The sequence below is a fragment of the Bacillus sp. PS196 genome (assembly GCF_037963555.1).
Classification (GTDB): Bacteria; Bacillota; Bacilli; order Bacillales; family Bacillaceae; genus Bacillus; species Bacillus subtilis.
In genome coordinates this window covers 1,173,886-1,192,766 of record NZ_CP150159.1, presented here as the reverse complement: position 1 = coordinate 1,192,766, position 18,881 = coordinate 1,173,886, and the positions used below count along the sequence as shown (strand labels likewise).

General features: G+C 44.1%; 19 protein-coding genes. 2 read left to right on the top strand and 17 right to left on the bottom strand.

What is annotated here, in order from left to right; genetic code table 11:
* Positions 1-9: 9 nt before the first annotated feature.
* From NST79_RS06215 to fabH, 7 genes are all read right to left on the bottom strand, one after another.
* Positions 10-960, bottom strand: a complete 951-nt coding sequence (locus tag NST79_RS06215; RefSeq protein WP_015252362.1) for an ABC transporter permease — start codon at positions 958-960, stop codon at positions 10-12.
* A 74-nt stretch (positions 961-1,034) separates the two neighbouring features.
* Positions 1,035-2,663: a peptide-binding protein gene (locus tag NST79_RS06210; RefSeq protein ID WP_015252363.1), complete on the bottom strand. Its 1,629-nt coding sequence runs from the start codon at positions 2,661-2,663 to the stop codon at positions 1,035-1,037.
* An 87-nt stretch (positions 2,664-2,750) separates the two neighbouring features.
* Positions 2,751-3,740 carry an oligopeptide ABC transporter ATP-binding protein AppF gene (gene appF, locus NST79_RS06205; RefSeq protein ID WP_014476428.1) on the bottom strand — a complete coding sequence of 330 codons (990 nt, stop codon included), beginning with the start codon at positions 3,738-3,740 and terminating at the stop codon, positions 2,751-2,753.
* Positions 3,737-4,723, bottom strand: a complete 987-nt coding sequence (appD, locus tag NST79_RS06200; RefSeq protein WP_003232965.1) for an oligopeptide ABC transporter ATP-binding protein AppD — start codon at positions 4,721-4,723, stop codon at positions 3,737-3,739. The genes appF and appD overlap by 4 nt, the downstream gene beginning before the upstream one ends.
* Before the next feature lie 191 nt (positions 4,724-4,914).
* Positions 4,915-5,700, bottom strand: a complete 786-nt coding sequence (locus NST79_RS06195; RefSeq protein WP_003232967.1) for a DUF2268 domain-containing protein — start codon at positions 5,698-5,700, stop codon at positions 4,915-4,917.
* Between the two features lie 75 nt (positions 5,701-5,775).
* Positions 5,776-7,017, bottom strand: a complete 1,242-nt coding sequence (gene fabF, locus NST79_RS06190; RefSeq protein WP_003244890.1) for a beta-ketoacyl-ACP synthase II — start codon at positions 7,015-7,017, stop codon at positions 5,776-5,778.
* Between the two features lie 22 nt (positions 7,018-7,039).
* A complete protein-coding gene (gene fabH, locus NST79_RS06185) occupies positions 7,040-7,978 on the bottom strand; it encodes a beta-ketoacyl-ACP synthase III (protein WP_003232971.1) in 939 nt (312 codons plus the stop codon).
* A gap of 164 nt (positions 7,979-8,142) precedes the next feature.
* On the opposite strand from fabH, the gene yjzB reads away from it, so the two are divergent.
* Entirely contained in the window at positions 8,143-8,382 is a 240-nt protein-coding gene (gene yjzB / locus NST79_RS06180) for a spore coat protein YjzB (RefSeq protein WP_003232972.1), read from the top strand.
* Between the two features lie 29 nt (positions 8,383-8,411).
* Here the strand turns inward: yjzB and comZ are convergent, their stop codons facing one another.
* The 4 genes from comZ to NST79_RS06160 all read right to left on the bottom strand — a co-directional run bounded on the left by comZ (position 8,412) and on the right by NST79_RS06160 (position 11,034).
* The gene (gene comZ, locus NST79_RS06175; RefSeq protein ID WP_003224559.1) at positions 8,412-8,603 is read right to left on the bottom strand and encodes a ComG operon transcriptional repressor ComZ; all 192 of its coding nucleotides are present in this window, start codon (positions 8,601-8,603) and stop codon (positions 8,412-8,414) included.
* 14 nt (positions 8,604-8,617) lie between these two features.
* On the bottom strand, positions 8,618-9,571 hold the full coding sequence (gene med / locus NST79_RS06170; RefSeq protein WP_014476425.1) for a transcriptional regulator Med: 954 nt from the start codon (positions 9,569-9,571) through the stop codon (positions 8,618-8,620).
* Positions 9,572-9,660: 89 nt separating this feature from the next.
* A complete protein-coding gene (locus tag NST79_RS06165; RefSeq protein WP_015252365.1) occupies positions 9,661-10,218 on the bottom strand; it encodes a hypothetical protein in 558 nt (185 codons plus the stop codon).
* A gap of 81 nt (positions 10,219-10,299) precedes the next feature.
* On the bottom strand, positions 10,300-11,034 hold the full coding sequence (locus NST79_RS06160) for a hypothetical protein (RefSeq protein ID WP_003245223.1): 735 nt from the start codon (positions 11,032-11,034) through the stop codon (positions 10,300-10,302).
* A 248-nt stretch (positions 11,035-11,282) separates the two neighbouring features.
* On the opposite strand from NST79_RS06160, the gene NST79_RS06155 reads away from it, so the two are divergent.
* On the top strand, positions 11,283-11,468 hold the full coding sequence (locus NST79_RS06155; RefSeq protein ID WP_003245236.1) for a DUF2929 domain-containing protein: 186 nt from the start codon (positions 11,283-11,285) through the stop codon (positions 11,466-11,468).
* Between the two features lie 45 nt (positions 11,469-11,513).
* Here the strand turns inward: NST79_RS06155 and NST79_RS06150 are convergent, their stop codons facing one another.
* The 6 genes from NST79_RS06150 to argB form a co-directional block, all read right to left on the bottom strand.
* Positions 11,514-11,693 carry a YjzC family protein gene (locus NST79_RS06150; protein WP_003245356.1) on the bottom strand — a complete coding sequence of 60 codons (180 nt, stop codon included), beginning with the start codon at positions 11,691-11,693 and terminating at the stop codon, positions 11,514-11,516.
* A gap of 85 nt (positions 11,694-11,778) precedes the next feature.
* Positions 11,779-12,738 carry an ornithine carbamoyltransferase gene (gene argF, locus NST79_RS06145; RefSeq protein ID WP_088325579.1) on the bottom strand — a complete coding sequence of 320 codons (960 nt, stop codon included), beginning with the start codon at positions 12,736-12,738 and terminating at the stop codon, positions 11,779-11,781.
* Positions 12,726-15,818, bottom strand: a complete 3,093-nt coding sequence (locus NST79_RS06140; protein WP_029317605.1) for a carbamoyl phosphate synthase large subunit — start codon at positions 15,816-15,818, stop codon at positions 12,726-12,728. The genes argF and NST79_RS06140 overlap by 13 nt, the downstream gene beginning before the upstream one ends.
* Positions 15,811-16,872, bottom strand: a complete 1,062-nt coding sequence (locus NST79_RS06135; protein ID WP_029726276.1) for a carbamoyl phosphate synthase small subunit — start codon at positions 16,870-16,872, stop codon at positions 15,811-15,813. Before NST79_RS06135 ends, NST79_RS06140 begins: the two co-directional genes overlap by 8 nt.
* Positions 16,873-16,942: 70 nt before the next feature.
* The gene (locus NST79_RS06130) at positions 16,943-18,100 is read right to left on the bottom strand and encodes an acetylornithine transaminase (protein ID WP_212058997.1); all 1,158 of its coding nucleotides are present in this window, start codon (positions 18,098-18,100) and stop codon (positions 16,943-16,945) included.
* Entirely contained in the window at positions 18,097-18,873 is a 777-nt protein-coding gene (gene argB / locus NST79_RS06125; protein WP_116315455.1) for an acetylglutamate kinase, read from the bottom strand. Before argB ends, NST79_RS06130 begins: the two co-directional genes overlap by 4 nt.
* Positions 18,874-18,881 lie beyond the last annotated feature (8 nt).

Here is an 18,881-nt window from a genome sequence, read left to right as displayed (position 1 = left end):
CTCCCCCTTTTAATATTCAATTCTCGGATCAACTAATGCATACAAAATATCTGCAATCAAGTTCCCCAGTACAACCAACACAGCAGAAATCACAGTCATGGCCATAATAACCGGATAATCTCGAGAGAATGCCGAATCAATAAATAACTTTCCTAATCCTGGCCAAGTAAAAATCTGTTCCACCACGACCGCACCGCCAATAAATGACGGAATCATCAATCCGAAAATTGTAATAACAGGAAGCAGGCCATTTCTCAAACCATGTTTGAAAATCACTTTATTTTCTTTGAATCCTTTGGCTCGAGCTGTTCTTATATAATCTTGCTTTAATACATCAAGCATACTTGATCTTGTATAACGAGTAATACCTGCCATATCCGCAGTTGCTAAAACAAACGCAGGTAAAATTAAATGATGGAGCCTATCAAAAATGTTAAAGTCAGCGTTTAAAGTGCCGACACCTCCCGTAGGAAACCAACCGAGATTTACGGAAAGAACCATAATAAGAATTAATCCGAACCAGAAATTTGGTATTGCCAGCCCCAAAAATGACGTGACGGTTATACCATAGTCAAGCTTAGAATAAGGGCGTTTTGCAGAAAGAACACCGAAAGGAATTGAAATCAGAAGAGCAACAAGAGTTGAAAAAACCATAAGCACCAGAGTATTTGGCAAACGTGAAAGGATTAGATCGGAAACTGGTGTCCCCTTTTTCACAATAGATGTCCCAAAGTCGCCTTGGAGCATGTTCCCAAGCCATTTTAAGTACTGAACAGGTTCTGGATCATTGAGCCCGTACTTTTCAATAAATTTGGCTCTGTCAGCTTGGCTGATTGTCGGATCCATCATAAGTGACATCGGATCACCTGGTGCCGCTTTCATTATCGCAAATGATAAAATTGTAATGCCCAAAAGAATTGGCAGAGACATTAATGTTCGACGAACAATATATGTAACCATATTCTTGTCCCCTTTTCTAAAATAGGATAAAGAGGAAAGGATGCATAATCCTCACCTCTCTAGGGATTTAACTATTATTGTTCAAGCCACCATTTTTCAATATGATATAAGTCATTTTTCGGATGGAATACATATCCATGCATGTTTGTCGGGATTGCCCTATGATAATTGTAATAAAACAGGAATGAATAAGGCTGGTCCTCAGCAATCAATTTATAGATTTCTTCATATTTTTTCTGATATTCTTCTCTGTTTGTAATTGACTTTGCCTCAACCAAAAGTTTATCAACCTCAGGGTTTTTGTACCAAATATTGTTCAATCCATTTTTAGACTGACTTGAATGGAAGATCGTGTATTGGTCAGGGAACGTAGCTAGACTCCATCCGAGCAACAATGCATCATAATCCCAATTTGGTGGATTTGTCTGTTCGATTAGAGCACTAAATTCCACAATTTGCGGTTTTGCTTCAATTCCTACTTCTTTAAGTTGCTGCTGAACAACAACTGCTAAATCCTCCCGAATCTTATTACCCTGGTTAGTTTTAATGGTAAATGAGAATTTTTTTCCGTCCTTATCAAGGTAACCGTCTCCATCTGTATCTTTCCATCCTGCTTCTCCCAAGAGCTTTTTAGCTTTTTTAGGATTGTAATCAAATGTAGGTACATCACCTTTTGGATAGTTCCAAGAAAGCGGACTTTCAGGAACGTTTGCAACTTTACCATCACCATTTAACACCTGATCTACCATTGCTTTTCGATCAAGCGCATACGTAAGAGCTTGGCGGACTTTTTTGTCTTTAAATAATTCGTTTTTTTCATTCCATCCAATATAGCTGTAGTTCAAACCAAGATCTGATTTAACTTGAACATTATCAAATGTTTTAACTGTCTCAATGTCTGTGCCCGGTACAACAAAGAAGTCAATATCCCCAGCTTTTAACTGAGCAACAGCGGCATTAGAATCAGGAATCGTCTTAACTGTCACTGTATCTAAATATGGTCTTCCGCCATAATAGTCATCATTTGCTTCAAGTTTTACATAATCGCCCTTCTTCCATTCAACAAACTTGAATGGACCCGAACCAATTGGATTCTTCCTGTTAAATTCATTTTCGCCTAAATCTGCAACTGGCACTTTCCCTAAAATGTGTTTAGGCAGAATACCGTAACTGCCTAAAACAACATTGTAAAAATACGCATCCTTTTTCTTTAATTTAAATTCAATTTCATAATCACCTTTTTTTGTAACAGATTTTAGTGATTCAAAACCAGAACCGCGTTCACCATTATAGTCCTTGTTTAAAGGGATGCTATAAGTGAAAACAACGTCATCGGCTGTAAGTTCTTTTCCATCATGGAATTTTACACCTTTTCTAATTTTGACATCATAAGTCAGGCCATCTTTGGATTCCGTTACTTTCTCAGCTAAAGCAGGTTTCACATTTAGTTTTTCATCCGTTTCTAATAATGTACTATAGATCATCCCTTCAATATCTGAACTGGAAACGTCTGTAGAATAGAGTGGATTAAACAACGTTGGCTCCCCAGTAGAACCAACAACCAAATCCCCGCCTTGCTGCGGTTTGCCTGCTGATTTTTTCTCACTGCTGCTGCTCGATTTTGAGCCCGAACAGGCTGATAAAAAGATGGCCAGGACCATCAATACACTTAGCATCATCAGTGCGGTTTTCCGTCTTTTCATTAGATATTCCCCCTCTTGAAATGTTCGTTCTTCTCAGCTGTTGTTTATGTAGTGTGCATACCCCCTCTCAAAGCTGTGCGGGCAACATTAGCTATAAAGGTGACAAGCCACAAAGTGGCTGGGAGCAGCTTCTTTAAATTCTGGTATTTGTTCCTTGCATATCGGTTTTGCAACAGGACATCTTGTGTGGAATACGCAGCCTTTTGGCGGGTTGGCCGGACTAGGCAGTTCTCCCTTCAGGACAATGCGCTCACGTTTGACAGATCCTCTTTTTCTTGTAACCGGAACGGAGGATAAAAGCGCTTGGGTATATGGGTGAAGCGGGTTGTCATAAAGCTCATGCTTGCCGGTCAGTTCCATCATTTTGCCAAGATACATTACTCCGACTCTGTCGCTGATATGGCGTACGACACTCAGATCATGAGAGATAAATAGATACGTAAGATTAAATTCTTCCTGTAATTCCTCCATCAAGTTAATCACTTGGGCCTGAATGGATACATCAAGTGCGGAAACCGGCTCATCTGCAATGATCAGCTCTGGATTCAAAGTGAGTGCTCTGGCAATGCCGATCCGCTGGCGCTGGCCGCCGGAAAACTCATGGGGATAACGGCTGGCAAACGACGGGTGAAGCCCTACTCTTGCAAGCAGCTCTTCAACTTTTTCGTTTCGTTCACGCATGGTATACATGTTGTGCGTATTAAACGGCTCCTTTATGATGGAACGCAGGGTCTTTCTCGGGTTTAACGAAGCAAATGGATCTTGGAAAACCATTTGAATATTTTTGCGGACACTCTTCCGCAGCTTCTCCTCTGAGAGATTGGAAATATCCTGCCCTTTAAAAAGAATTTGGCCCTCTGTCGGTTTGTACAGTCTGATCATCGTTCTGCCGGCAGTCGATTTTCCGCAGCCCGACTCTCCAACGATTCCGAGTGTTTCTCCTTTTTTTAACGAAAATGAAACACCATCCACCGCTTTTACATCACCGACTTTTCTTTGAAAAAGGCCTGACCGGATCGGAAAGTATTTTTTTACGTCACGAAGCTCTAAGATTGTTTCTTGATTAGCTGCTGTCATGATTGTTCGGCACCCTCTTCCTCATATAAAAAGCATCTCACCGTTCTTCCGCTTTTGTGTGTCAAAAGCGAAGGCTGATTTGTCCAGCACTTATCCATAGCTTTCGGGCACCTTGGGGCAAAACGGCATCCCGGCGGCAGATTATCCGGTGTAGGCACACTGCCTTTAATCGCATTTAATTTATCAATCTCTCCATCTATAACAGGAATTGACGTAAGCAGGCCTTCTGTATACGGATGAAGCGGTTCTAAAAATAAGTCATCAACGGTAGCGTTTTCTACGACTTGTCCGCAGTACATGACAATTACTCTATCGGCAGCCTCAGACACGACACCTAAGTCGTGTGTGATCAGAAGAATCGATGTATTGAACTTCTGACAGAGATCTTTCATGAGCTCCAGCACTTGGGCTTGTATTGTCACGTCCAGCGCTGTCGTTGGTTCATCAGCAATGAGCAGTTTAGGATTACAGCTCAGTGCGATGGCAATCATCACCCTCTGTCTCATACCGCCGGACAGCCGATGCGGGTACTCTTTCATAATTTGCTCCGCCCGGGAAAAACCGACCATCTGCAAGAGTTCAACAGCTCGTTGACGGGCTTCTTTTTTCTTCATGTTTTTATGGTAAATCAGCACTTCGGTAATTTGTTCTCCGATTGTTAACACCGGATTAAGGGAGGTCATTGGTTCCTGAAAGATCATGGATACTTCGTTACCGCGGATTTTGCAATAATCGTTTTCAGTGAATGAGGTGAGGTCTTTGTCTTCGAGTTTAATAGAGCCGTCCATGATTTTTCCGCCTGAGCTTTGGACGAGGCCCATAATTGATAAAGAAGTAATGCTTTTTCCGGAGCCCGATTCACCTACAAGCGCGACGGTTTCGCCTTTGCTGATGTGAAAATCGACTCCGTCAACCGCAGGGATCGGCTCCTTTTTCCTGAAAAAATAAGTCTTTAAATTATTCACTTCTAAAAGTGTGCTCATGCTAGCTCCCCTTTCCCCCCTCTTGTTGTCAAACGTTTTCAAGAGAAAGCAATCCCTTTATTCAGAAATAATAAATAATATTGAATTATCGAAAAATTTTATAGTTGTATATTATTACAATCATTTTGCAAAATCAAGAATTTTTTAGGATAAATGTAATATTATTAATGAAATTCCATTATTTTATCCTTTTAAAGCATTGCATCCAAAAAGGTTTCAGCAGGAATGGACAGTCCGTCTGCGGTGCTTGCCTTACTGGCAGTTAAATATTTTTTTACAATATTGAATCCAACTGCGTATCCAAGCATTTTTGGCTGATATCCTTTGCCGAATAACAGCTGGGGAAATAATCGATTATCCCGTTTGATATCCCGATGGGGCGCAATCTTTTTTTCATATAAAGCCTGAAGCTGCTCCGGTGTATACCAAGTCGTCCATTCAGCCGTTTGACTTCGGCCGAACCTCTCATAAACAGCATATTCCGCCAGCCCTTCCATGATGATTGTATCAAGTAATGTGACATCCTTTTCCTCTTTTGTCAGATGACCTAACCGGCAAACGTGATGATACTCATGCGTCATAAGGGCAGATACCGACCCAAAATCTAAATCTGACGAAAGAAAAAGGAACATTTTGTCTTGAAAGGCGAGTCCTGATTTTGATCCGAATTCTAAACGGATTCTCCTGTTTCGTTCATCAACCGGCAGCGTAACAATTGGTACATCAGGACCTTGCCATTTGTTTTTGAGGTACTGTTCTTCCTTTTGGATATGTCCGTAAAAACCTTTTTCCTTCAGCTTGGAAACCGTCTGAATACCCTCTTTTATGTTTTTAAACATCCCATGATGCTGAAGGTGTCCCAGAATGCCCTTCCAGTTCTTTTTCTCCGCACCTGAAAAAAGCGGGATAATATAGTGCGCCAAATCATCTATTGAACCGGCCTTCCTGAGCCAGCTATATGTTTGTTCTACACTCATGTGATCGCCTCCTCTTTTAATCCTATGCACACAAAAAAAACCGGCTACCCTTTAAGGGCAGCCGGTTTGGCTTGATTATGATTGATATTTCTTAAAGATTAATGTTGCGTTATGTCCGCCGAATCCTAATGAGTTGCTGAGAACATAATTAAGTTCCTGTCTGCGGGCTTCATCAGGCACATAATCCAAATCACATTCTTCGTCAGGTGTTTGAATATTGATTGTCGGCGGAATCACGCCTTCTTTAATGGCAAGGATAGAGAAAATGGCTTCAATACCGCCGGCTGCTCCTAAGAGGTGGCCTGTCATCGATTTTGTAGAGCTTACCGCAAGTTTATGCGCATGCTCGCCAAAAACGGTCTTAATCGCCATTGTTTCGTATTTGTCGTTGTAATACGTGCTTGTCCCGTGAGCATTGATGTAATCAATTTCCTCCGGTGCAATGCCTGCATCTTTAATGGCTTCTTGCATCGCTCTCGCTCCGCCTTCGCCGTCTTGGGCCGGCGCTGTGATGTGATAAGCGTCTCCGGTTGAGCCGTAGCCGACAATTTCTCCGTAAATTTTAGCGCCGCGGGCCAGGGCATGCTCAAGTTCTTCAAGAACGATAATCCCTGCACCTTCCCCCATGACAAAGCCATCACGGTTTTTATCAAACGGGCGGCTCGCTGTTTTCGGATCTGGATTAGTAGACAGCGCTTTGTTGGCACTAAAGCCGGCGAATGACATTCTTGTCAGCGGCGCTTCTGTTCCGCCTGTGACCATCACGTCTGCATCACCGCGCTGAATAACCTTAAACGCGTCACCGATGGAGTTCGTTCCTGTAGCACATGCTGTAACCGTACAAGAGTTCACCCCTTTTGCTCCTAATGCAATAGAAATCTGGCCTGTCGCCATGTCAGGAATCATCATTGGCACGAAAAACGGGCTTACCCGTCTTGGGCCTTTTGTTAAGAAGATTTCAAATTGAGACTCTAATGTTTCAAGTCCTCCGATACCGGAGCCTACCCAAACACCGACTCTCGGCGCGATCTCATCGGTAATGTTAAGATCTGCATCTTCAACCGCCATTTTCGCAGCCACAACCGCATATTGTGTAAAGCGGTCCATTTTTCTGGCTTCTTTTTTATCCATATAATCTTCAACATTAAAATCTTTTAATTCAGCGGCAACTTTTGCCGGATATTCTTCAGCGTCAACACGAGTGATCGGACCGATTCCGGACACACCGTTGATTGCGTTATTCCAACTTGTATCGACGTCGTTGCCAAGTGGAGATAATGCTCCAAGTCCTGTAACAACTACTCTTTTTTTAGTCATCTTGTGTGCACCTCACCTTTTTTTATCGGCCCCAGCGGATTGCAATGGCGCCCCATGTTAGTCCTCCGCCGAACCCTACCATAACGACCACATCGCCGTCTTTGATTTTACCGGCTTCCAATTCTTCTACAAGAGAGATCGGAATGGATGCGGCAGAAGTATTTCCATATTTATGAACAGTTTTAGACATCTTTTCGACAGGAAGCTCTAAACGCTCGCGAGCAGCTTCCATGATGCGGATGTTCGCCTGATGCGGAATCAAAAAGTCGACATCCTCTTTTGAAAGTCCGGCTTTTTCAATGACATTTACGCATGATTCTCCCATTTGGCGGACTGCAAATTTGAAAACTTCTCGTCCATTCATGATTGTATGTCGTTTTTCATTCAGATACAAGTGCTGACCGCCTGTGCCGTCGGCTCCTAGTTCAAATGAAAGGATTCCTCTGTCATCACTGACTGGCCCGACTACCGCAGCGCCTGCTCCGTCTCCAAACAGAACGGCTGTATTGCGGTCTTCCCAGTCGGTAATGCTTGAGAGCTTCTCTACACCGACAACTAGAACATGCTTGTAGGTTCCGGATTCAATAAATTGTTTACCGGTTACAACCCCGTACATGAAGCCCGCACAAGCCGCGCTGATATCCATAGCACACGCTTTCTTCGCGCCGAGCTGTTCTTGAATCATACAAGAGACCGTAGGAAATGACTGATCAGGTGTAACAGTTGCAACCAAGATCATATCCAGATCCTCAGCAGCCACTTCAGCTTGTTCCAGCGCATTTTTCGCTGCTGCAACAGCCATATGTGATGAAAACACATCATCTGCTGCGATTCTTCTTTCTTCTATTCCTGTTCTTGTACGAATCCACTCGTCAGAAGTTTCAACCATTTTTTCAAGATCATGATTTGTTAAAACCTTCTCAGGAATGTAACGTCCAACACCAAGTATTCCAGCTTTCATAAGGGAAGACTCCTTTATATCTTAAATTTAGAAGATCAATCAGGTTGTGATCAATTATTAGTATCAGGTACTAATTCTATCCTATTTTTTTTCACATGGCAATATATTCGTCTAAACTATCAGTTCATCTTACTCATAGAGTATGGTATATGGAAAGGAGGCGTATGCAGTTGGATGTGTTTTCAAGAATGATGTTCGGCGATGCAGCAAAACCAACAGAAGAGAAGGAGGAGGAACAGCAAGAGGAAGTTTCTCAGGTTTCTCAGACAAACGACGAAGAGACGATTAATTACATGCATATTATGGACCAAATCGGTTCAATTATGAACTCTCTTGATCAAATCAAGCCCGCTTTAAAGGAGCTTGCGCCCATGCTCTCCGCTATTAAAAAGAAAATCATGTGAAAAGCCACTTTCAAAAAAGTGGCTTCTTCTTATTCTGTTTCAGATTTAGCGTCAGACTTGCCAAGCTCATAAGCTTCCGCCATTACCGTTGTAAATAGATTCATAAACGGCTGGATGGCCTCCATTGAGAGCTCAATGCCTGATTTCTCAAGCTGTTCTTTCGCTTCAGGGAGATATTTCATGGCAATTTGCAAGAATTCAAGTGATTTTTCGTGCTGCATGTGACGTCACTCCATTACTCGTTTTTTGGCAGCTCGCCTGTTTTGTTGTATGTTTTGATCAGCTTGGCGATTCTTTGCTGAAAGTCTTTGTCGACGAGCGGGCTGAATGTTCCCATCTCAACGACTCCCGTATTCAGGTCGTAGTAATGATCGCCGCCCTCAAGGGTGCCTTTATTAAATTGTTCAGCAATGATTTCATAGGCCTTGTCCACATTTTGCACCGTGCTGGTTAATACGGTATTCTCGCCCAGATCCGATTGATCTGTGACGTAGCCAATGGCATAAAGACCGTCTTTTTTGATTTGCTGAATAACAGGAACATTATACCCGTCTCCGGCGGGATACACAACATCCGCGCCTTCGTTCTTCATTTTCTGATAAAGCTTTACTGCTGTTGTATCATCATCCCAATGATCCGTATATTTCGTATTTACCTCTATATCCGGATTTTCATACTTGGCCCCTTTGATAAAACCGTCAACCTCAGGCTGCCACGTAAAGGAAGCAATTACACCGACCTGATTCGTTTTCGACATATGGGCAGCAGTCATTCCTCCAAAAAAGCCCATTGCTTCCCCGCTAAAATGGACACTCGTTACATTATCAGCTTTCGCTTTCGCATTGGAAATGACGAATTCCATATCTGGATAATCTTCGCCGACCAAGTTAAACACCTCAGCATATTCACTCCCATGGCCGTAGAGCAGATTGACGCCCCTCTTATGAAAATCCTCAATCGCATTTATGATATCTTCTTCTGTTTTAACGCCTTCTTTATAATAGACGTCCACATTGTATTTGGATTGTATATTCAGTAATCCTTTATACCCTTTTGTACCCCATACGAGGTCATTAATCGTATCAGGAAAGAGCATGCCGACCTTCTCAATTTTTCCTTTGAACGGAGTTTGTCCACATCCACTCAATAAAAGGAGGACAGAAAAGATCATGACAAGCCTTGTGATCAAGTCATGTTCAACTCCTTTTGACAAGCTATAACATGTTTATTTTTATACGTTTATTGTATCTAGAAAACTCGAAACATGGAAGGTTTTTCTTAATATTTGTCGAAAATTGATGAAAATTGTCTTTTCCACTCGATAATTTTTGTTTTTGCTTCATCTTTTGAGGTTTTTTCTGTGACTTGCAATTCAAAAAGCTGATCTTTGCTATGACGACTTGGTTCTAACAGGAATCTCAGCAACTCGTCAGCGACGTCGTTTGTGTAATAGCCGTCTTCCTCTGTTTCTTCTTTCCATGGCCCATACATTTTCGGCAGGATCACGGTTTTTTCCGAGCCTGTTTTTTCACGTTTTTCCCATTCTTTTCGGTCTTCTTCATATACTAAAATATAAGGAGAATCACATTGGTCTAAAGGCAAAAAACTTCCGAACTGGATACAAATTGTATCATACTTTTGATCTCCAATGTGTTCAAGCTGGCGAAAGAGTTCATTTCTCCCAAGCCACATGAGTCTTTCTTCTAAGTACATTTGTCTCATTTTATCTTCTGTTTCCGCCAGAACAACGTCAACATGTATGCCTTCATCCATCATTCGCTCACATAATGAAAGGCCGAAAAATTCGTCCGCACCTACAATCAGCGTTGATTCCATTGCATCTGCCGCCCTTCCGGTTTTTCATTTCCCAAAACAAAACAGCCTCCGCAAAAGAGAAGGCTGTTGTCATTATATTCTCTATAATTCTTTTTCATGACTATGAAAGAATTTGCAAATTGATGCATAAATTCTGCTTGGATGCTCAAATAAATGAAATGTCATGTCGACCGGTGAGCCTTGCTTTTGCTGTTTTTCCTTGAAAACTTCCGCATGTACGCTGTAGGGATATGGAGCTCCGGTCATACGCTGCCATATATGAACCGGTACGCCGCTCGGGTAGCTTTGAATTGTTTTATAACGAATCGCTTCCGCTTCTTTTTCAGAAATTCCGTAGCTTTTCGATACTTCTTTCAAAAATTGCTTATAGAAAAATTTATTTTCTTTTTCCGATTCATAATGTGCCTGAAGATCGAGACAAGGATTCAACATTGCGGCTGAGCGGATATGATCCGGGGAAAAACGAAGCAGTTCATCGGCCACGAGAGCACCCATGCCTTCTGCTAAAATATGAATCTTCGGATTGAGGATTTCCTGCTTCAGCACAGAATGTATCAGCTGTTTGGCATAGGTGACTGCTTTTTCCGCCCCCCAATGCCTTCCGAACAGATTGCTGTTAAAAAGAGTGTATCCTTCATTCATCAACATGCTCAGAAGCTGATTTCTGCCATAATGCTGCTGCCAAAAGCTTGAATCATGTCCGACAAAGTGGGTTCTGTCCCCCAAGATAAAGATGCCGAAGCCGTTCGGGCGATAGGGCAGATGAATGACATTATGCTCCGTTCCCAGTTGAAAGTATCTTTCCGTTATTCCCATCGCTTGCCCGCCTCCTTTCACACTTCATCTCACGCTATCTTATGTAAATAGAAAAGAAACGAATAAGGTAAAGTCCTAGCCTTTTACATTTTTGGCTATTATACTGATTGACGTTTTATATTTTACCATTAAAGTGTGACGAATCAGACTCTTTTGTCACCTCACTTTCTGCTAAAATTGGATTCCCCCTTCGCTTTTTGTATGGTATGATAACTTTTAGAATAGAATGAGAAGGACGAGGTGGAAACGTGCGATATATTATTGCCTTTATTTGGACGTTCCTTTTATCACATATGGCATGCTACTTGGTTGCAAGCATGAACAGCGTTACGTATAATTTCAAAACATCATCTGTCATTGCTGTTGTACTGTATGTCTTAATCATGGTTTTAGCAGAAATCATGCCTATGAACAAAAATGCAAGCCAGCATTAAAAAGCCAAAAACCCAAAACATTTATTGTTTTGGGTTTTTTAGTGGTCACGGCTTTCTTTTGTAGGTCCACAGCCGGTTGTGGTTTGATGTTTCGGGGAACATTTCCCCTGCTGACAGATGGACCTTTTGAGGGTTTTTAACCATGCTCCCTGTCTCGCCGATTTCTACGTAGACACCGTTATTAGGCGCTTTCTGTCCGGGCCGGAATTGGTGCTGCTGTCCCACTGTTTTTCCTCCTTTTCCTTTTTGCTGTAGTATGCGCCTAAGCGGCTGTGAATATGTTGCCATCAAAAAAACTGCTGAGTTTGGCTCAGCAGTTTTTTGATGATTCCCCTTTATATAAAATGGCCTTCAGCAGTGCTTTTTGCACATGAAGACGGTTTTCCGCCTGCTGGAACACTGCAGAGTTCGGCCCGTCAATAACCTCTGCAGTCACTTCTTCCTCACGATGCGCAGGGAGACAATGTAAAAATGTATAGTCAGGCTTGGCATGGCTGACCAGCGCCGCATTTACCTGATAAGGCGCAAAGACAGCAAGACGTTCTTGCTCTTCCGCTTCCTGCCCCATGCTTGTAAACACATCAGAATAAATCACGTCCGCGTCTTTTACAGCTTCAACCGGATCATCTGTCAGTGTGATAGAAGAGCCGGATTGAAGTGCGTATGTTTTTGCCGCTTCAGCTGCTTCATCTAACACTTCATATCCCTTTGGCGAAGCGATCGAGATATCACAGCCCATTTTCGCACAGCCGATCATCAAGGAGTGCGCCACGTTATTTCCGTCACCGATGTATGCGACTTTTACGCCTTTAAGCTTCCCTTTTATCTCCTTAATCGTCAAGAGATCCGCCAGCGCCTGGCATGGGTGGTATTTATCGGTAAGTCCATTGATCACCGGAATGTCAGCTTCTTTGGCAAGTTCCTCCACCTTTTCATGTTCAAAGGTCCGGATCATAATGGCATCCACATAGCCTGACAGCACTTTCGCCGTATCAGCGACAGTCTCACCGCGCCCCAGCTGCAGATCTTTCTGGCTTAGAAAGAGGGCGTTCCCGCCGAGCTGCGCCATGCCCGCTTCAAATGAAACACGGGTCCGCGTTGATGATTTTTCAAAAATCATCGCCAAGGTTTTGCCATGGAATATAGGCTGAATTTTGTTTTGTTTCAGCTCACTGGCTTCTGTGAGCAAGGCGTTTATATCCTCTTCACTAAGGTCCTTTAACGTTAATAAATCTTTTCCGTATAAACTGGTTTGCGTCACTGTGTGCATGATGCCACTTCCTTTTTATAGAGGTCTTTGAGAGATACAGGCTGCGGATGGCCTGAACCGCTTTGTAAAAACGCCCGCACAGTTTCTTCTTCTGTAAAGACGGGGATGCCGTGCGTCATGGCTTCCAAACGTTCTTTGCGTGCTTCTTCAGAACCGCTCAGATTAATGTGGAGCGAGTTTCCTTCCTGTTCCATCCATGAGGCAAATGTTCCTTCATGTATTGTAAAACCTGCGTTTTCTGCTAACTCCTTCACATCTTCCGGAACGTTTTGCAAATAAATGCTTCCTTTTTGACTCCAGACTCTTGTATAGATTTTTTTCAAGGCGCTGTTAGCATCATATGCGACACACATGCCTTCTCCCGTTGATTTCATTTCCGGCCCAAGCTTGACATCCACATCCTGGATCGCATGAGAAGAAAAAACAGGGAACTTCACGGCAACTCCATGATGATTTTGAACTGCCGGATCTAGATCTTTTAAGGACGCTCCCGCCAGCAGACGTGTGGCGAGCGGAATCATCGGAACGCCCATTACTTTGCTGACGACAGGAACCGTGCGGCTCGCTCTCGGATTCACTTCAAGAACGAGTATGTTTCCATTGTCGATCACAAATTGAATGTTCATGATGCCTTTAAATGAAAGTTTTCGGGCAATTTTTTGTGCCGCATCTTTCATGCCCTGCTGCAGCCCGCTCATGATGGACGGCCCGGGAAGAATGGCAAAGCTGTCCCCTGAATGGACACCTGCCCGTTCAATATGCTCGGTATATGTCGGGATAAAGACATCCTCGCCGTCGGAAATCAAATCAATTTCGACTTCCTTTCCAGACACATACTGATCAATCAAAATCGGGTATGGCATGCTGTCCTCATCATTCAGCAGCTGAGAAAGCTGGGCTTGCGAGTCAACAATGATCATGCCCATACCGCCGATAACGTAAGATGGGCGGATTAACACCGGATAGCCGATCTCACTCGCTTTTGAAGCGGCTTCTTCTTTTGTATAAGCAATTTCTCCTTTTGCGTGCTTCAATCCCAGCTCGTCAAGAAGCTGATAAAATTGATCCCGATCCTCTAACACGTCGAGCGTTTGAAATGATGTGCCAAGAAGAGTAATGCCGGCTTTTTCGAGCGCTTCAGCAGCATTGATTGCAGTTTGGCCGCCGAATTGCACAATTGCAAAATCAATATTTTCCTGCTCCGCCACGTTTACAATATGCTCCGTTGTCATCGGTTCAAAATACAGGCGATCCGCAATTTCATAATCGGTGCTGACCGTTTCCGGGTTATTGTTAATCATGATGGTTTCGAATCCAAGCTCTTGCAGTGTCAGCACACCGTGAACAGCACTATAATCAAATTCAACGCCTTGGCCGATCCGAATCGGGCCTGATCCGATAATGAGCGCGCGTTTTTTCTCTTTGCAGCTGATGTCTCCATCGGTTTCTCCGAAATATGTGGAGTAAAAATAGTTTGTTTTCGCATCAAACTCTGCCGCGCATGTATCTACGATTTTAAAGGAAGGCGTAATGCCCATCTCCTTGCGAAGCGCGCGCACCTCTTCCTCTGTTTTGCCGATCAGTGAGGCAATCGTTGCGTCTGAGAATCCCTTTTCCTTTGCTTTCTTCAATAATTCAAAAGAGAGATCGCTCCCTGCTTCCATCAGGCGGTTTTCCAATTTGATGATGTTGTCAAAGGTATGAAGGAAAAACGGATCAATTTTTGTTTTTTCATGGATGTCATCAATCGAGACGCTGCGGCTCAACAGCTCCATGACAACGAAAAATCTGCGGTCATCCGGAGTGATTGCCAAATCCCATAGCGTATCAATTGACAACCCGCTGAGCTCTGGAAGGTGTGTCCCGATATTTTTTAATTCAAGCGACGCGGCTGCCTTTTGTATCGCTGCTTCTAAATTCCGTTCAATCGCCATCACTTCACCGGTGGCTTTCATTTTTGTGCCAAGCTTGCGGTCTGCGTTTTTGAATTTATCAAACGGCCAGCGCGGAAATTTGACGATCACATAGTCCAGTGCCGGTTCAAAGCTTGCGTAAGTCGACCCTGTGAGCGGATTTTTCAGCTCGTCAAGGGTGTATCCGACTGCCAGTTTCGCGGCCATCTTCGCAATCGGATAACCGGTCGCTTTAGACGCGAGAGCCGATGACCGGCTTACACGCGGATTCACTTCAATGACGTAATATTGCTTGCTGAATGGATCAAGCGCGAATTGAATGTTGCAGCCGCCTACAACATCAAGTGCTGAGATGATCGTCAGACTTGCTGTCCGCAGCATTTGATAGTCTTCGTCTGTCAATGTTTGTGACGGCGCCACAACGATAGAGTCACCTGTATGCACGCCGACCGGATCGATATTTTCCATATTGCAGACGGTAATGCATGTGTTATTGCTGTCACGCATGACTTCATATTCAATTTCTTTAAAGCCGGCAATGCTTTTTTCGACAAGGCATTGATTGATCGGGCTTGCTAATAGCGCCTGCTTAATCATAGCTGTAAAGGCTTCTTTATCAGGGGCGATTCCTCCGCCCTTTCCGCCTAATGTGTAAGCCGGTCTGATAATAACAGGAAAACCGATGGATTCCGCAAAATGGAGGGCATCGGCCTCGTTATCAACAATTTCACTCTCCGGCACGGGCTGTTTTAATTCATTCATTAACGAACGGAATTTTTCCCGGTCCTCTCCTTTTTGTATCGTTTCAACGGATGTGCCGAGGAGTTTGACGCCGTGCTCTTTTAAAACACCCGTTTCTTCAAGCTCCACCGCTAAATTCAACGCGGTCTGACCGCCTAAATTGGCAAGAAGCCCATCAGGCCGTTCTTTCTTAATGATGGCTGTCAGGCTTTCTGCTGTCAGAGGCTCAAAATAAATTTCATCAGCAAAGGCTTCATCAGTCATAATTGTCGCCGGATTGCTGTTGACGAGAATGACACGGTAGCCCTCCTCCTTCAGCGCGATGCACCCTTGAGTGCCTGAATAATCAAATTCTGCCGCCTGCCCGATGATGATCGGGCCTGAGCCGATTACTAATATGCTTGAAATACTGGTGTCTTTAGGCATGCGCGATTTCTCTCCTTGCTGGTATCACATTCTTTAGATAATCATCAAAAATCCATTCGCTTTCCGCAGGTCCGGGATGGGCTTCCGGGTGGAATTGAACACTCATGACAGGCAGTTTTTTATGGGCAAGCCCTTCAACTGACGTATCATTGACATGATGAAACCTGATCGTGAGCTCTTCTTCATTAATCGACTGTTCATCAACCACATAGCTGTGGTTTTGGCTTGTCATAAAGACCCGTTTCGTCTCACGGTCGATGACCGGATGATTAGCTCCCCTGTGCCCGAATGGCAGCTTAAAAGTATTCCCTCCAAACGCGAGCGCGATCAGCTGATGTCCGAGACAAATGCCGAGAGTCGGAAAGCGGCTGATGATGCTTTTGATCTTTCCTAAATATGGCTGGATTGCTTTCGGATCTCCAGGTCCGTTCGATAGCACAATGCCATCGGGTTTGATGTTGTATACGGCCTCCATTTGCTGGTATGGCACCACAGTAACCTTGCAGCCTCTTTTGACAAGTGATGATGCGATTGACTTTTTATAGCCAAAATCAATGAGAGCGATATGTTTATTCCCGTCGCCGAATGTGCTGATTTCCTGGGCTGAAGCCTGCTCTGCCACATTCTCTGGCTGAAGGGCCATCTCAGCTCCTTCTTTAGAGGCTGTGACTGTTGCACCCATCGTCCCGTTTGCCCGGATTTTCTTCACGACAGCCCTCGTATCAACATGGGTTAACAGCGGAATGTTCCATTTCTGTAAATACTCCTTGAGGCTGTATACCGCTTCATAATGAGAAAAGTGATCACACGCCTCATAGACAACCGCTGCTTTTACTTGCGGTTTCTTGCTTTCAAAATCCTTTTCATTTATGCCGTAGTTGCCAATCAGCGGGTAGGTAAATACAATAATCTGTCCCTTATACGATGGATCTGTCAGCACTTCCTGGTAGCCTGTCATTCCTGTGAAAAAAACAGCTTCTCCCGTACAGTTTTCATGACCGTCCAGCTCGCCGCTGAACGATGTCCCATCTTCTAACACTAAATAACCTTCCATCTAACAGCCCACCTCTTGATGAATAATTAATTATAAAAATGAATTTTTATGCTTTTATATCGAAAAAAAATCACTGGTTTACAGCGGAATGATGAGCGATTGCCTGTTTCAGCTTGCTGACGGCTTCTGCTATTTCATCCTTAGTCACGGTGAGCGGCGGCAGCAGCCGAATCACGTTCGGGCCGGCCGGCAATACAAGCAAGCCTAATAACTGCAATTCAGCAATAATGTCAGCAACCGGGCCATCACACTCAATTCCAAGCATTAATCCTTTACCTCGGATTTGTTTAACAAAAGGGCTCTTTAGCTCTGCCTCAAGCTGTCCTTTTAAAAACGCTCCTTTGTCAGCAGCCTCTTGCAAAAAGTCAGGCTGGAATACAATTTGCAATGTGGAATTCACAGCAGCCATCGCCAGCATGTTTCCTCCGAAAGTCGTTCCGTGAGAACCAGGGGTAAACGCTTCTCCAAGCTGTTTCTTTCCGATGACAGCGCCGACCGGAAAGCCGTTTCCCAATCCTTTGGCGACTGTGATGATATCCGGCGAGAGTCCGAAGTGCTCATATGCGAAGCCTTTTCCCGTCCGTCCGATGCCGGTCTGGATTTCATCAATGATGAGAAGGGCTTGCTTTTCCTTGCAAAACGACTGTACGGCTGATAAAAATTCAGCACTTGCCGGATTGACTCCTCCTTCTCCCTGCACTGTTTCAAGCATCACCGCGGCAATATCGCCTTCCTCCCCAAGAGCTTTAAAAACGGAAGGATCATTGTATGGCAGGTAGTGAAAGCCTTCAAGCATCGGGCCGAAGCCTGTTTTGATTTTATCCTGTCCGGTCGCAGCCATCCCTGCATACGTGCGGCCATGGAACGACTGAAGAAAAGTGATGATTTTTGTTTTTCCAGTTGCTTTTCTGGCAAGCTTTATCGCACCTTCATTCGCCTCCGCGCCGCTGTTGCAGAAAAAGACAAGATCTCCCGCACTATGCGCCGCCAGCTTCTGTGCCGCTTGCTCTTGGAGACTGTTTTGAAACAGGTTTGATACGTGCCATACGCTGTCAAGCTGTTTTTTGACTGCCTCTGTCACCGCTTCATGGCAGTGTCCTAGATTTGATACCGCAATCCCCTGAATGAAATCAAGGTACGTTTTGCCGTTTTTATCCTCAACGTACGTTCCTTTTGCTTTTTTGATGTCAATATCCCAACGGCCGTAGGTTTGAAACAAGCTGCTCATGAAACAGCCTCCTTTGCTTTGACAATTTTTGTCCCTTGAAAGGTTTGTTCTGCGAAGAATGATCCTTTTCCGTTTACGATTATGACTTCAGACACCTGATCTGATAAAGCTGACAAGGCTGAATTGACCTTCGGGATCATCCCTCCTGTGATCACTTCCTGCTTGATCAGCATCTGAATCTCCTTAGGGGTCAGGACGTCCAGACGCTGCTTTTCCTTCATGATTCCATCGACATCCGTGACGAACATCAGCTTATCGGCTTCAAGCGCTCCGGCGACTGCTGAAGCAGCCAGATCAGCATTTACATTCAGCGTTTTGCAGTCGCTTGTCATAGACAGCGGCGCAATAACGGGGATGATGCCATTTTCCATCAGCGCGTTCACCATGGACGCATCGACTTTTTTGATTTCTCCCACTTCTCCGTATGTTTCCGGATCTAGATAATCAGCCTCCAAAAGACCGCCATCCTTACCAGAAATGCCTGCGGCTCGCAGTCCGTGTTTGGCAAGCTCAGCAACGAAAAATTTATTGACAGAACCGGATAAAACCATTTCCGCCACTTCCAGCACCGGCTTCGTTGTTTTCCTCTGTCCGCCCGAAAACTCTGTCTTGATATTTAACCGTTTCAGCATATTCGTGATTTCCGGTCCCCCGCCATGTACGATCGCCAGCTTCCAGCCTGACGCCATCAGCTCTTTCAGATTTTGAAAAAATTCCTCCGACAGCTCACGGATGACGCTTCCCCCGCATTTAAAAACGATAGTTTTCTTCATTTCGCTCC

Coding starts and splice junctions, on each gene's coding strand:
- argF (WP_088325579.1), bottom strand. CDS start 12,738: ATGCACACAGTGACGCAAACCAGTTTATACGGAAAAGATTTATTAACG.
- appD (WP_003232965.1), bottom strand. CDS start 4,723: ATGAGCACACTTTTAGAAGTGAATAATTTAAAGACTTATTTTTTCAGG.
- comZ (WP_003224559.1), bottom strand. CDS start 8,603: ATGCAGCACGAAAAATCACTTGAATTCTTGCAAATTGCCATGAAATAT.
- appF (WP_014476428.1), bottom strand. CDS start 3,740: ATGACAGCAGCTAATCAAGAAACAATCTTAGAGCTTCGTGACGTAAAA.
- argB (WP_116315455.1), bottom strand. CDS start 18,873: ATGAAGAAAACTATCGTTTTTAAATGCGGGGGAAGCGTCATCCGTGAG.
- NST79_RS06135 (WP_029726276.1), bottom strand. CDS start 16,872: ATGGAAGGTTATTTAGTGTTAGAAGATGGGACATCGTTCAGCGGCGAG.
- fabF (WP_003244890.1), bottom strand. CDS start 7,017: ATGACTAAAAAAAGAGTAGTTGTTACAGGACTTGGAGCATTATCTCCA.
- NST79_RS06140 (WP_029317605.1), bottom strand. CDS start 15,818: ATGCCTAAAGACACCAGTATTTCAAGCATATTAGTAATCGGCTCAGGC.
- yjzB (WP_003232972.1), top strand. CDS start 8,143: ATGCAGTTGGATGTGTTTTCAAGAATGATGTTCGGCGATGCAGCAAAA.
- NST79_RS06130 (WP_212058997.1), bottom strand. CDS start 18,100: ATGAGCAGCTTGTTTCAAACCTACGGCCGTTGGGATATTGACATCAAA.
- NST79_RS06195 (WP_003232967.1), bottom strand. CDS start 5,700: ATGAGTGTAGAACAAACATATAGCTGGCTCAGGAAGGCCGGTTCAATA.
- NST79_RS06210 (WP_015252363.1), bottom strand. CDS start 2,663: ATGAAAAGACGGAAAACCGCACTGATGATGCTAAGTGTATTGATGGTC.
- fabH (WP_003232971.1), bottom strand. CDS start 7,978: ATGAAAGCTGGAATACTTGGTGTTGGACGTTACATTCCTGAGAAGGTT.
- NST79_RS06165 (WP_015252365.1), bottom strand. CDS start 10,218: ATGGAATCAACGCTGATTGTAGGTGCGGACGAATTTTTCGGCCTTTCA.
- NST79_RS06215 (WP_015252362.1), bottom strand. CDS start 960: ATGGTTACATATATTGTTCGTCGAACATTAATGTCTCTGCCAATTCTT.
- NST79_RS06160 (WP_003245223.1), bottom strand. CDS start 11,034: ATGGGAATAACGGAAAGATACTTTCAACTGGGAACGGAGCATAATGTC.